Genomic DNA, 14,730 nt, shown 5'->3' on the forward strand with positions numbered 1-14,730 from the left:
TGAAATTTAAAATAAGGGCATAATGTAGAATTCATTATGCCTTTTATTTTTCACATTTTCTTAATCTGCCTAGAAGTTTTTTACAGGCAGTATTCAGGGTATTTGAATCTATATTTTCAAAAAAATATTTTTGCAAGTCATATTGGAGAGCTTTAGTGGAAGCCATTATAGACAGACTTTTATTGAGAAAAAGATAGAAATTTTTTTTATCCTCTTTTAAATCTATCTTGTTTATCTTGCTGTAGTCAATTAAGTTGTTCATGTATATTTGCATGCCGTTAAATTGAGCTTTATTGATTTCATTGGAAGTTATAACAGCGGTATTTAATTCAGGAATTATAACGTGTTCCAATTTATCTACTATGAAGGGATGGTGGTATACTTCCACATACAGGCCTTTTTTTAAGGCTTCTTTGTAAATTTTTCTGAGAGTTGTCGTTTTCCCGGTGCCTGGATCACCATTTAACACATATACGTTTCCGGTTTCATCGTATAAGGTGTTTATAAATGATACTATGCCGTCTTGAGTAAGAGCTGTGGCAAATAGGTGTTTGGCTTTCCCTGAAGATTCAACTTTAACCCTGGATAATATTTTTGATTTTAAATTTTCAATTGTTACAGTTAATTTTGAATAATCAATGGCAGATTTATTATAGTATTCCCAATCTTCCTGCATAAGTTTCGCAGCCTTTATAAATCTGTAGGATCTATTTAATGCATTTTTAATTTTTGTGGTTATATATGATTCTTTTTTTATATATTTTTTGAAATTCACTTTATCAAGATTTTTCTCCAAATCCAGTATTTCATAGGGCAATGGGGAACTTGTTGTTTTTAATAAACTACTGTCTAACAATACTATGTTTAATTTTTTTATGATTATTCCATGTAAGAAATTTTCATCACAGGGACAGTGATAATATTCCATATCATATCCATCCTTAATAAAATATTCACTTATTTTTTTCATTAGAAATGATTTTAAAAACATAGATTTGCTTTTTAAGAGAAATATTTTTTTAGATGTTTTCTGGCTTTCTATAAAGTTTAAGAATAAGTCAGAATTTCCCCAAGTATTTCCGTTTGTAAAGAAATGCTTTATTTTATAACTCATTATATACACTCCTACTTATTACAGTCATTAATATGATATGCTAATATTTTCTATGAGTTCCATCTGGGGGCATATATTGCACTGATTGAATTTTAGTCAAAAAATAGTTGAAATGAATAGATATTTATGATAAACTTAGAACAATTTAATATTTAGATACCTAGGGTGGAGGCGCTGTAATTAATAGTATTTATTTTTAGTTGGCAGACATTTGAGAGATAAAGAAAGGAATTACAGCCGAAAAATTAGTTTGGCGGAACTGATTTTGGCTTTGTATAAAATATATATAAAGCTGTCACTAAAATATGTAATAATTGGTGTATTTTCATTGATGGAATTGGGTAAGACTATTTTAGTGGAGAGCTACAAAGGTACACAACCATGTATATCTGTACAGTATAGGTGTGTCCCTTTGCTGTACTTATTTTTTATAATAATTTTAGGGAGGAGTATTATGGCAATCATTGTTCAAAAATATGGAGGTAGTTCTGTGGGAACTCCGGAAAAAATAAAAGCTGTAGCTAGGTCGGTAGTAAATAAAGTTGAAGCAGGCAATAAATTGGTAGTTGTAGTATCAGCAATGGGAGATACTACGGATAATCTTATAGCGCTGGCTAAAAAAATTACGGAAAATCCGGATAAAAGAGAATTGGATGCGCTTTTATCTACAGGAGAAATGAGATCTTGCGCACTGCTTGCTATGGCTATCAAGGATTTGGGATATGATGCTGTAAGTTATACGGCTTATCAAATCAGTATAAAAACCAGCGGACAATATGGCAAATCTCTTATAGATGATATAGACGAGGATAAGATAAAAAGAGCTTTAGATAATGGGAAAGTTGTAATTGCAGCTGGATTTCAAGGTGTAAATACTGAAGGCGATGTCACTACTCTTGGAAGGGGAGGCTCTGACACTACAGCTGTAGCTATAGCGGTAAAATTAAATGGGACATGCGAAATTTACACTGATGTGGATGGAATATACAGTGTGGATCCGAGGGAATATAAGGATGCTAAAAAATTGGATGAAATAGATTATGAGGAAATGCTTGAGCTTTCAAGTCTGGGTGCCAGGGTCATGCATTCTAGATCCATAGAACTTGCACAAAAATATGATATACCTGTATATGTGGGATTAAGTAATAGTGATATAAGAGGAACAGTTATTAAGGGGGTAGATGATATGAATTTGGAAAGCAAGCCAGTGACGGGGCTGGCTACTAGTGATGATGATGTAGCGGTTACAGTGAGAAACATTGACAATGATATAAATATTATTGCCAACTTGTTTGAAAAGGTAGCTGACAAAAAAATAAATGTGGATATGATAAGCCAGACAGCACCTATAGATAACAAGGTGAACGTATCTTTTACTATACCTAAGGAAGATTTAAAGGAATGTTTGAGTATTTTAAAGTCTTATTCGAAGGGCAAGGTACAAGTTGATATAGATGAAGACATAACTAAATTTTCTATAGTTGGTATAGGAATGAAGACCACATCAGGAGTGGTTGCCAAAATGTTTAAACTATTTAGACAAAATAACATAGCGGTAAAGATGATAACTACTTCTGAGATAAGAATTACTTGTGCTATAAAGCAGAAGGATAAGCTCAAGACAATAAATGTTATAGCCAGGGAATTTAACTTATAATGGTTATGCGAAAACTTTTAGGAGGAAGCCAGTATGAGGTTATTTGGGAACATGAAAGTCAAGGATAATGTTTTGTATATTGGAGGAATAAGTGCAGAGGATCTGGCAGGGAGGTTTAAAACTCCTCTTTATGTAATAGATGAAGATTTAGTCAGGGATAAATGTAGAAGATATTATAGAGCTTTTGAAGGAGATAGGAATAATAAGATAACCTATGCTGGAAAGGCATTTTTAACTTTGGCCATGTGCAGGATAATAGACAGTGAAGGATTGTATTTGGATGTAGTATCAGGTGGAGAACTTTACACAGCTTTTAAAAGTGGTTTTCCAATGGAAAAGGTTTATTTTCATGGAAATAACAAAACACCAGAGGAAATTGAAATGGGAATAGATTTTAAAGTGGGAAAATTTGTGGTGGATAATCTCTGTGAAATGGAAAAAATAAATTTTATAGCACAGAAAAAAGATAGAGTACAAAAGGTACTCCTCAGAGTGACTCCGGGGATAGAAGCCCATACCCACGAATATATAAAAACTGGGCAGGTTGATTCTAAATTTGGATTTACCATGTTAAATGGTGAAACCATGGAATTTATAAAAAAAGCCATGGATATGTCCAATCTAAAATTTGTAGGCGTTCACTGTCATATTGGTTCTGAGATATTTGAAATAAAGCCCTATGAAGATGAAGTTGAAATCATGTTGAATTTAGTGAAAAGAATAAAAGACGAAACGGGTTATGAAGTAGAAGAATTAAACCTAGGGGGAGGGTTTGGAGTATACTATAATAAAGGGGACAACCCCAAATCTATAGAGGATTTTTGTAATGCCATATTGGTGAAAGCTAGGGCGGATTCCAAAAAACTTAATATAAAGCTTCCAGCACTGATAATAGAACCCGGGAGATCCATAATAGGTAATGCTGGAACTACTCTTTATACTGTAGGCGCTATAAAAAATATTCCGGGTATAAGAAAATATATATTTGTAGACGGAGGTATGGCGGATAATATAAGACCGGCTCTTTACAGGGCTCACTACGAATGTGCCATAGCAAATAGGATTCAGGATAGCTGTGAGGAAACTGTGACCGTAGGAGGAAAGTGCTGTGAGTCCGGAGACATATTAATAAAGGACGTGAAGCTTCCAAAGCCTGAAACAGGGGATATTCTGGCGGTGTTTACCACAGGGGCATATTGTTATTCCATGGCAAGTAATTACAATAAAGTTCCGATTCCGGCAGCAGTTTTAGTAAAGGATGGAGAGGCCAGGCTGATTTCCAAAAGGCAGAGCTTTGATGAAATGATAGAGAATGAAATAATGATTTAATTTAAATCTATCCCTTCTGTGAATTAATATTTTGTGTTTTATTGGAAACAATAAATATTACATAAATTCTTTTTCGCAGGAAAGGATGGATTTTTTTATGCTTTATATTATAAGTATAGCTATAATTATGGTAATTGTAATGATTTATAGAGTTTTAAATAGATGTGAAAATACAGATCACAATGCAGGGGATAACGTCCTTGCTTTTAATATGAGTAAAGAGGAATTAAAAAAATATGCCAGGGAAATAGCTGTTATTCCAGCAGCTGATAGAAAAAGAAGCTGTAAAAAAAAGCTGATGCGAAGTTTGAATAGAGAATATAAAAGTATTTTAGACGGATGTGATTTTTTTGAGAGCGAGATTAAGGGGAAAATAGAAGTGGCCTCTTGTGCTGAATGGCTCTTGGATAATTTATATCTGATAAAAAAGGAATATAAAGATATAAAGGCAAATATGACGGAAAGCTATTATAGAAATCTTCCGGTAATAAAGGAAGGCATTATGAAAGGATATCCCAGGATATATTATATTGCCAAAGAAATGTTATCTCATACTTATGGCGCTGTGGATGAAGATACCATAGAGGATTTTATAAATTCATATGAAGAAAATAAAGTATTGAAAAATTCTGAACTCTGGGCACTGCCTGTAATGATAAGAATAGCCCTGCTTCAAAATATCAGTAATATAACGGATAGTATAGTTTTCATGCAAAAAGAGAGAAATAGAGCTGAAGTTGTAGCAGAAAGAATTATGAACTCAGGGAAAAACGTCAATGAGGAGATAGAAAAGTTAAAGAGAGAAAAAATAAGATTTACCTCTCATTTTACAGAAAAATTTATAAGGGTATTGAGAGATAATTTTATAGGGTACATTGAAGTATATAATTGGATAGATGAAGAGCTGGATAAAGAAGACAGCAGCGTGAAGAGAATGGTAAATATCGATCATCAGAAACAGGGAATATATCAGGTTTTAATGGAAAATTCAATTAAGGGAATAAGAGAAGTATGTGGTCTGAACTGGAAAGAAAATTTTGAACGCTTAAGTTATGTGGAACGGATTTTAAAAAAGGATCCTGCGGGAATTTATAGTAAAATGGATTTTTGCTCGAAAGATTATTATAGACATAGAATAGAAAAATTATCCAAGGCTATAAACGTACCGGAATCTTTCATAGCAAAAAAGGCAGTGGAATGTGCTGGAGAAGCTCTTGAAACTGCAAAAAAGTATGAGAAGCATGTAGGATATTATTTAATAGATAGCGGCACATATTGTTTAAAGAAAAAAATAAAATCCAGCGGCGAGGAGTATAGAGAAGTTGATTTTAAGATCGCCAATAATATGACTCCTAACTTTTATATAGGAAGCATAGTATTGGGAACTATTTTTTTAGATGTTTTAGTTAGCGGAATAAATTTTTATTTTGAAAATCTGCCTTTGTGGAAATACATAATAGAAATGCTTGTTCTTTTAATACCAAGCAGTGAGATATTTATATCTATATTTAATTGGAGTATAAATAAGCTTTCAGAACCCAGGTTTATACCAAAAATAGAATTTAAGCAGGGCATACCGGAAGAATTCAGCACTGCTGTAGTAATACCTACCCTTACAAGCAAGGCTCATAGGATGAAGGAGCTTATTGGCAACTTGGAAGTGTACTATTTGGCAAATAAAGAAAAAAATTTGTATTTTGTACTTCTTGAAGATTTTAAGGATAGTACTGAAAAGGAAGATTATAAGGATAAAATTATAGTGGATACTGCACTGGATGAAATAAAAAAACTCAATGAAAAATATGGAGAACAGGGAAAAGATAAATTCTACTTTTTGAGCAGGTGCAGAGAATACAATGAAAGAGAAAAAAAGTGGATGGGATGGGAGAGAAAACGGGGCAAATTAATGGAGTTCAATGCTCTCATAAGGGGTGACAAAACTACTAGTTATGATATTGTAAGCGGAGATATAGGCAATTTATATAAGGTAAAATATGTAATAACCCTGGATGCAGATACTATACTTCCAAAAGATACGGCTAAATTGCTTATAGGAGCTATGGCACATCCTCTAAATGTTCCCTATCTGAATAATAAAAAAATAATAAGAGGGCATGGACTGATGCAGCCGAGGATAAGTGTAGGCGTAGTAAGTGCAAATAAAACTTTTTATTCAAGCATTTTTTCTGGGCAGACTGGCATAGATGTATATACTACAGCTATCTCTGATGTGTATGAAGATCTGTTCGATGAGGGCATATTTACGGGAAAGGGAATTTATGATGTAGATATTTTTAATACAGTTCTGAAGGATGAAATACCTGAAAATACAGTACTGAGTCATGACCTGTTAGAAGGTTCTTACGTAAGGGCGGCCCTTGTGACTGATATAGAGCTTATTGATGGATATCCTGCTTATTATAATTCAAGTTGTAAAAGGCTTCACAGGTGGGTCAGAGGGGACTGGCAATTGATACCATGGATTTTTAAAAAAAGTCCTCTGAATAAATTGTCCAGGTGGAAAATATTTGACAATTTGAGGAGAAGTACTGTGCAGCCGGGTATAATGATACTTATTGCAGCAGCTTTGACTTTATTTCAAACCCCGGACAATTTACTGGTTATGGCGTTGATTTCACTATTGTGTCCTATATTTTTTGATGTATCAGAGGCTGTGGTATCTCCTGTAAAGGGGATAAGTCTATCAGGTAATATGGTAAATTTCAGAAATGCGGTAGAACAATTCTTTCTTATATTGAGTTTTTTACCCTATCAGGCCTATTTGATGTTAGATGCCATAATAAGGACAATTTACAGAATGTCTATAAGTAAGAGAAATTTACTTCAGTGGCAAACGGCGGCAGATGCGGAAGCTGCCTCTTCAAAAACATTTAAGGGGTATTTAAGATCAATGTGGATCTGCAGTGCCATTAGCGTAATTATAGCTTTTCTAGCTTTTAGAAGAGGTGTTGATACTTTATTTTTTATGCTGCCTTTTTGTATAATCTGGTTTTTAGCACCCTGGATGGCATTTAGTGTAAGCAGAGAAGAAAAAAATGATGAAAAGATACAGATGAAGTATGAGGAAAAGAAACTGCTGGGGAGGATAAGCAGGAAGATTTGGGCTTATTTTGAAGATTTCACACTGCCTGAAAATAATTGGCTTCCTCCAGATAATTATCAAGAAGAGCCGTATAAAGGCCTGGCTTATAGAACTTCTCCCACTAATATGGCTATGGGCATTACATCAAATATAGTAGCTTACGATTTAGGATATGTGGGAATAAAAGAAGTTGAATACAGACTTGAAAATATAATTTTAAATATGGGATCTCTGGAAAAGCATCGAGGACATTTTTACAATTGGTATGATATAAAGACTAAGAAACCTCTTGGATCCAGATATATATCCACAGTAGATAGTGGGAATTTGGTAGGGTATATATGGGTTACGATAGAAGCTCTGGAGGAGTATTTGAATTGCCCACTTGTAAATAAGAATTTAAGCTTTGGGCTAAAGGATACCTTGAGGTTGGCTCAGGAGGAAATAGCTAAAGAATTTAAGGTTCCAAGAATATATGAAAATTTTATGGAGTCAGAAAATGAATTTAATATATATTCTCTTAAAGATTATTTGAGATCCATTATAAAAAAATCCTGTGAAATCAATGAAAATTATGGCGATCTGTATTGGAATGAGAAGGTTAAATATATGGCCTCACACTTTCAGAAAGAATTAGATGAATTTTTCCCCTGGATTGATCTTGTAAGCGGAGATGAAAGATTTGAAGCTTTTAAGGGAGAATTAGATAAACTAGCTAATAAAATATCATTGAAAGAATTATCCAGTACAATTGATAGATTAGCTCACCTTGGATTTGAAAATCACGATAAAAACATGAATGAGAACATAGGTGATCTGAAAAACATGCTGAATATCACCAAGCTAAAAGCAGATGATCTTCTTTTGAGACTCAAGGATGTAAAAGAAAAACTTGTAAAGATGGGTGAAGAGCATGATTTTAGTATATTATATGATAAAAAAAGGCGTCTTTTTGCCATTGGTTACGATGTGGAAAATAATATTATAGGTAATAATTATTATGATCTTCTTGCATCAGAAGCCAGGCAAGCAAGCTTTGTAGCTATAGCTAAAGGTCAGGTAGAAAAATCTCATTGGTTTAACTTAGGAAGGGCTATGACCTATGCTGGAGGAGGTAAAGCTCTGGTATCCTGGTCTGGAACTATGTTTGAGTATCTGATGCCGCTGATAATTATGAAAAATTTTCCAGGAACTTTATTGAGTGACACTTATAAATATATAGTTGAAGCACAAAAAAGGTATGCCGATAGTAAGCATGTACCTTGGGGCATTTCAGAATCTGCCTATTATGATTTTGATTTGAATTCTGTGTATCAGTATAAGGCATTTGGCGTTCCGGGCATCGGACTAAAGAGGGGTCTTGTTAATGAATTGGTGATTGCACCTTATGCTTCTATTATGGCCCTTCAGGTAGATTTTAAAAATGCCTTAAATAATGTAAAATCTATTATCAAATTGAAGGCCGAGGGGAAATATGGCTTTTATGATGCTATAGATTATACTCGAAAAAGATTTTCAAAAAACAAAAAAAATAAACTGGTGAAGTGTTTTATGGTACATCATGAAGGCATGAGTTTTATGTCATTGGACAATATTCTAAGGGAGAATATACTTCAAGAAAGATTTCATAGAGTGCCGAGGGTAAGAGCTGTGGAACTTTTACTACAGGAAAAAAGTTCTAAGAATGTTATTTATGATAGGAAGCAGGATACTGGAAAGCCTAAGACAGTTTTTCAAAATGAGAACGTAATTACAAGAAAATATAATAATGCGAAGACAGATGTACCGGAGGTAAATGTAATTTCCAGTGGAAGATATTCTTTAATGATAACGAACAGCGGCAGCGGATACAGCAAAATGGAAGATACTATGTTATATAGATATCGTGAAGATGTGGTTACGAATGATACTGGAATGTTTTTTTATATAAAAAATATAAATTCCAATGAATACTGGAGTGCTGCCTATGAACCCTGCAAAGGTATACCTGAGGAGTATGAGGTTGTGTTTTCGCCAGATAAATCAGAATTTAAAAGGAAAGATGGAAATTTAAGAACCCATATGAAGATCACCGTATCCCATGAGGACAGTGGAGAAATAAGAAAGATTTCTATCACAAATATGAGCAATTCTGTAAGGGAAGTGGAGATAACCAGTTATTTGGAAGTGACTCTATCTTCTTACAATGCGGATTTGGTTCATCCTGCTTTTGGAAAATTATTTATACAAACTGAATTCATCCAAAATCCAACCTGCATTATTGCCGGTAGAAGATCCAGAAATGCAGGAGAACAGAAAAAATGGCTTGTACAAACTATAGCAGTAGAAGGTGAACGGGCAGGTACCATTCAATATGAAACCAATAGGGATAATTTTATAGGGAGGGGTAGAAATCTCGTGAATCCAAGGGCAATGGATAATGATGTACAGCTTACAAAATCGGTAGGAGCGGTGATTGATCCTATAATAAGTTTGAGAGTTAGAATAAGGATAGAGCCTGGTAGGACTGGGAAGGTAGCTTATAGCACTATGCTGGCAGATTCTAAGGAAAATGCAGTTAAACTGGCAAATAAATATGGTGATATGTGCAATGTGAATAGAATGTTTCAACTTTCATGGACTGAAGCTCAGCTGGAGATGAAATATCTTGGAATAACATCAAACCAGATAAATGTGTACCAGAAGATAGCCTCAAAAATTTTGTTTTTAAGTGATCTATTTCAAAATAGATACAAATATATAGTCAATATGAAAAAAAGTCAGTCTGCATTGTGGCCTTACGGAATTTCAGGAGATTTACCTATAGTTCTTCTTATTATAAGAGATGAGAGCAATATAGATTTTGTAAGACAGCTTTTGCGTGCTCAGGAGTATTGGACTTTGAAAAACCTATCAGTGGATTTGGTTTTATTAAATCTGGAAGATAGCTCTTATATGCAGCCTCTCCAAAACAAATTGAGAGATATTGTAAATAATAGTTTATCTAGAATCAGAAGAAATAAGGATGGAAGGGTATTCATTTTAAATAAAAGTGAAGTAAAGGAGGAAGATGTGAATTTTCTAAAGGCTGTGTCCAGATTTGTAATAGACGGTCAAGAGGGAGAATTGTTTAAGCAGTTTATGTGTAGTATGGATTCTCTAGAAGATGAAAGGGTGAGAAATCTTGGTGATTTTGTCTATAATAAAAATGGAAAGGTAATTTCCTCCTACAGTTTTGAAATTCCTCTTCTTCGATATTTTAATGACATAGGTGGTTTTTCAAAGGATGGAAAGTCCTATATAATAGTGTTGAAAAATTATAGCAATACTCCTGCGCCGTGGATAAATGTTATTTCTAATAGGAGATTTGGATTTCATATTTCTGAAAGTGGTATATCCTATACCTGGAATAAAAACAGCAGGGAAAACAAACTTACAGAATGGTCAAATGATCCTGTGATGGATGGCGAGGCTGAAAGTTTATATGTAAAAGATGAAGAAACGGGACATATATGGAGTATATCTCCTGGACCTGTAAGGGATTCGGGACAATATGTAATAGAGCATGGTTTTGGCTATTCTATTTTTAAACATGAAGCAGACCAAATAGTGGGTCAAATGACTGTGTTTGCAGACATAGAGGACAGTGTGAAGGTGTGCAGGATAAAACTGCATAACATAGGTAAGAGGAAAAGGATACTTTCAATAATCTACTATGCAAAATTGGTATTAGGGGTCTGCCATGAGCAAACTGCGCAGTATATATATACTGGAGTTGACAAGGAGCATGAGTATATATATGCTAAGAATCCATATAGCCAGTATTTCAAAGATGGAATATGTTATTTGAAGATATTGGGGGGCAAGCAGATGTCCTATACAGGTGTTAGAACGGAATTTATAGGGCGCCAGGGGAACGTATGGAGACCTGAAGGACTCTGCCTTAAAAACCTTTCTAATACGGTGGGAGCTGGATTTGATCCCTGTATGGCTCAAAATGTAAAAGTGGAATTAGATGCCAACTCAGAAGGGGAAATTATTGTTCTTTTTGGGCAGGAGGATAATTTTGAGGAAATCAACAGAGTCATAGAGAAGTACAGTAATGCCGGAAGCATTCAGCAGGAGTTAAAAAACAGCCAGGATTATTGGAAAAGTACACTTGAAACTATACAGGTCAATACTCCTGACGATTCAATGAATATAATGTTAAATGGATGGCTTATGTATCAGGTGATATCCTGCAGGTACTGGTCCAGGACTGCGTTCTATCAATCTGGGGGTGCCTATGGCTTTAGGGATCAGCTTCAGGATGTAAGTGCTATATCCTATATACGTCCTGATATAACCAGGGAGCACATAATTTACAGTGCATCCAGACAGTATCTAGAAGGGGATGTTCAGCATTGGTGGCACCCGTATGTAGGAAGTGGCATTAGGACCAAGTTTTCCGATGATTTGCTTTGGATGCCCTATGTAGTGGAGGATTATATAAAGAATACGGGAGATTATAGCATATTGAATGAAGCGGTACCATATCTTAATGACAGTCAGTTAAAAGATGATGAATATGAAAGATACAGTATATCCCCCGTATCCGAGGAAAGTGGAACTATTTATGATCACTGTATAAGAGCTATTGAAAAATCATGTAGATTTGGAGAGCATAATATTCCACTCATGGGTTCAGGAGACTGGAATGATGGAATGAATACCGTGGGAAATAAAGGAAAGGGAGAAAGTGTGTGGCTGGGATGGTTTTTATACAGTATATTGGATAAGCTCATTCCGCTGTGCAAATTTATGAAGGATGAAGAAAAGATCATAAAATACTCTAAATTAAAGGAATTTATAAAGGAAAATCTAGAGAAAAATGCCTGGGATGGAAGCTGGTATAAAAGAGCTTATTTTGACGATGGAACTCCGCTTGGGTCTGTGAAAAATGAAGAATGTCAGATTGATTCAATTTCTCAATCCTGGGCAGTTATATCTGGAGCTGCAAAGGAATCCAGAGCTAAAGAGGCAGTTCATGCCCTGGACAGGAATCTTATAAAAAAGGATAAGGGTATCATATTGCTGCTTACACCGGCTTTTGACAAATCCTCTCTGGAACCAGGATATATTAAAGGATATATACCTGGAGTAAGAGAAAATGGAGGACAGTATACCCATGCAGCCATATGGTCCATTATGGCTTTTGCTAAAATAGGAGATAGGGAGAAAGCCTATAGAACTTTTTCTATGATAAACCCTATAAACCATGCTAAAGATTATTTGAATTGTCATGTCTATAAGGTAGAACCTTATGTGGTGGCAGCAGATGTGTATGCAGTAGAGCCCTATGTGGGGAGAGGAGGATGGAGCTGGTATACAGGGGCGGCAGGATGGCTTTATAGAGCAGGTGTAGAGACCATACTCGGAATGACATTTAAGGAAAACAGAGGCTTTGTCATAACGCCTTCCGTGCCAGAGGAATGGAAAGATTACAGCATACGATATAACAGAGATGATTGTGTCTATGATATACAGGTGATCAGGGAAAAGGAAAAGGGAACATGGGTTGATGGTGATAAAATTGAGGATGGAATAATACCATTTTTTAAGCATGGACAGCATAGTGTTAAAATAAATATATAAAATATAAAATTTTTAGAAGGGTTTTCTACTATGTATAGAGAATTTATATTATATAATAATATTAATAGGAGGAATTGATCATGATAGAAGTCAAACAAGTTTACAAATGTGAAGTATGTGGCAATATAGTGGAGGTTCTCTATAAAGGTGGTGGAACTTTAGTATGTTGTGGCAAACCCATGAAATTGATAGAGGAGAATACTGTGGATGCTGCTCTTGAAAAACATGTACCTGTAATTGAAGAAATAGATGGCGGAGTAAAAGTTAAAGTTGGATCAGTTGAACATCCTATGACACCAGAACATTATATTCAGTGGATCGAAGTCCATACTGAAAATAAAATCTATAGAAAATATTTGAAACCAGGTGAAAAACCGGAAGCTACATTTAAACTGGATGAAAAAGTTGTAATGGCAAGAGAATATTGTAATTTGCATGGACTTTGGAAAAAATAATACCGTATTTTGTTCCAGCCTCCCCATAAATTTGGGGAGGTTTTTATAATAAAATAAATTACTATGGTAATTTTAGAATATTTATAGTAAAATATATAATAATATTTAATATAAATTAAATCCTTTGAAGGGAAGCAAGTAAATTTAAAAACAGATTTATAGAGAGTTGTATATGGTGAAAGTACAATAATTATGCTTAAATTGAATGGGTTCCAGAGGAGTAAAATGAATTAAATTAATTTTTAGTAGTTTTAACCGTAATTCTTGCGTTATGAGATAGGATTTTGTGATCCATTTTGAGGAGAAGGTTCTTTGAGCTTCTTGAATTTAGGTGGTACAGCGTTAAAAGCGCCCTATGATTTAAATCATAGGGCGCTTTTTATCAATCAAAAATATTGTAATATTTGGAGGTAAAATTATGGAAAATAAGAAAAAAGTAATATTTAGTGGAATTCAACCTTCGGGAAATTTAACCATAGGAAATTATTTTGGAGCCTTGAAGAACTGGGTAAAGCTTCAGGATAAATACGACTGTTATTTTTGTGTGGTGGATCTACATGCCATAACTGTAAGGCAGGAACCAAAGGATTTGAGAAGAAGGACACTTGAAGTACTGGCCATATATCTGGCTGCAGGCATAGACCCTGAGAAAAATACCATATTTATTCAATCTCATGTTCCTACTCATAGTGAAGCAGCATGGCTTTTAAACTGTTTTACTTATGTGGGAGAGCTTGAGAGAATGACTCAGTATAAAAGCAAGGCCAAAAAGTATGGGGATACGGCAGAGGGTGTAAGTGCAGGACTCCTCAATTACCCTGTACTGATGGCCGCAGATATATTGCTTTACAATGCAGATCTTGTACCTGTAGGAAAAGATCAGACTCAACACATTGAAATTACTAGGGATATAGCTGAAAGATTTAATAATGCCTATAGTCCTACGTTTACTTTACCGGAGGGGTATATACCAGAAGGAGGATCCAAGATAATGGATCTGCAGGATCCTACAAAAAAAATGTCTAAGTCATCCAGCAATCCTAACAGTTACATACTGATTATGGATCCTCCTGAAGTGATAAGAAGAAAGATAAGTAGGTGTATTACGGACAGTGTAGGTGTGGTGAAATACACAGATGATCAGCCGGGTGTGAAAAATCTCATAAATATATTGGTTGCAGCTGCTGGAATGAGTCATGGTGAAATAGAAGCTAAATATAAGGGAAAAGGTTATGCCGAATTTAAAAATGATGTAGCAGAAGCCTTGATAAGAGAACTTTCTCCCATACAGAACAAAGTAAATGAATTTCTTGAGAATAAAAAATATCTGGAGGAAATATATAAGAAGGGTGCAGAAAAAGCATACTATGTGTCCAGTAAAGTCTTGAGGAAAATGCAGAAAAAAATAGGATTCATACCTGTGTCAAAATAAAAGATCTGGTATATGAATTTTAGGTAC

6 protein-coding genes, 1 riboswitch and 1 other annotated feature are annotated in these 14,730 nt (G+C 34.7%); of the genes, 5 read left to right on the forward strand and 1 reads right to left on the reverse strand.

From position 1 onward, the window contains the following. Positions 1-43: 43 nt before the first annotated feature. On the reverse strand, positions 44-1,114 hold the full coding sequence (locus LN736_RS07670; RefSeq protein ID WP_179978415.1) for an ATPase: 1,071 nt from the start codon (positions 1,112-1,114) through the stop codon (positions 44-46). Positions 1,115-1,272: 158 nt separating this feature from the next. Continuing rightward, positions 1,273-1,488, forward strand: a riboswitch (Lysine riboswitch). An 80-nt stretch (positions 1,489-1,568) separates the two neighbouring features. Between LN736_RS07670 and LN736_RS07675 the strand changes: the two genes are divergently transcribed. The 5 genes from LN736_RS07675 to trpS all read left to right on the forward strand — a co-directional run bounded on the left by LN736_RS07675 (position 1,569) and on the right by trpS (position 14,703). Continuing rightward, positions 1,569-2,771, forward strand: coding sequence for an aspartate kinase (locus LN736_RS07675; RefSeq protein WP_150358137.1), 1,203 nt, complete (start codon positions 1,569-1,571; stop codon positions 2,769-2,771). A gap of 33 nt (positions 2,772-2,804) precedes the next feature. Further along, entirely contained in the window at positions 2,805-4,100 is a 1,296-nt protein-coding gene (gene lysA / locus LN736_RS07680; protein ID WP_179978416.1) for a diaminopimelate decarboxylase, read from the forward strand. Positions 4,101-4,197: 97 nt separating this feature from the next. After that, positions 4,198-12,816 carry a GH36-type glycosyl hydrolase domain-containing protein gene (locus LN736_RS07685; RefSeq protein ID WP_150358135.1) on the forward strand — a complete coding sequence of 2,873 codons (8,619 nt, stop codon included), beginning with the start codon at positions 4,198-4,200 and terminating at the stop codon, positions 12,814-12,816. Between the two features lie 80 nt (positions 12,817-12,896). Beyond that, positions 12,897-13,271, forward strand: a complete 375-nt coding sequence (locus tag LN736_RS07690; RefSeq protein ID WP_150358134.1) for a desulfoferrodoxin — start codon at positions 12,897-12,899, stop codon at positions 13,269-13,271. 115 nt (positions 13,272-13,386) lie between these two features. Further along, positions 13,387-13,630, forward strand: a binding site (T-box leader). 59 nt (positions 13,631-13,689) lie between these two features. Continuing rightward, complete coding sequence (gene trpS, locus LN736_RS07695) at positions 13,690-14,703, forward strand: tryptophan--tRNA ligase (protein ID WP_150356825.1); 1,014 nt, start codon at positions 13,690-13,692, stop codon at positions 14,701-14,703. Positions 14,704-14,730 lie beyond the last annotated feature (27 nt).

The sequence above is a fragment of the Clostridium aromativorans genome (assembly GCF_020908015.1).
Lineage (GTDB): Bacteria > Bacillota > Clostridia > Clostridiales > Clostridiaceae > Clostridium_B > Clostridium_B aromativorans.

What these genes read in the sequence shown, in the direction of transcription:
- lysA (WP_179978416.1), top strand. Translation starts at nt 2,805, where the DNA reads ATGAGGTTATTTGGGAACATGAAAGTCAAGGATAATGTTTTGTATATT.
- LN736_RS07675 (WP_150358137.1), top strand. Translation starts at nt 1,569, where the DNA reads ATGGCAATCATTGTTCAAAAATATGGAGGTAGTTCTGTGGGAACTCCG.
- LN736_RS07690 (WP_150358134.1), top strand. Translation starts at nt 12,897, where the DNA reads ATGATAGAAGTCAAACAAGTTTACAAATGTGAAGTATGTGGCAATATA.
- LN736_RS07685 (WP_150358135.1), top strand. Translation starts at nt 4,198, where the DNA reads ATGCTTTATATTATAAGTATAGCTATAATTATGGTAATTGTAATGATT.
- LN736_RS07670 (WP_179978415.1), bottom strand. Translation starts at nt 1,114, where the DNA reads ATGAGTTATAAAATAAAGCATTTCTTTACAAACGGAAATACTTGGGGA.
- trpS (WP_150356825.1), top strand. Translation starts at nt 13,690, where the DNA reads ATGGAAAATAAGAAAAAAGTAATATTTAGTGGAATTCAACCTTCGGGA.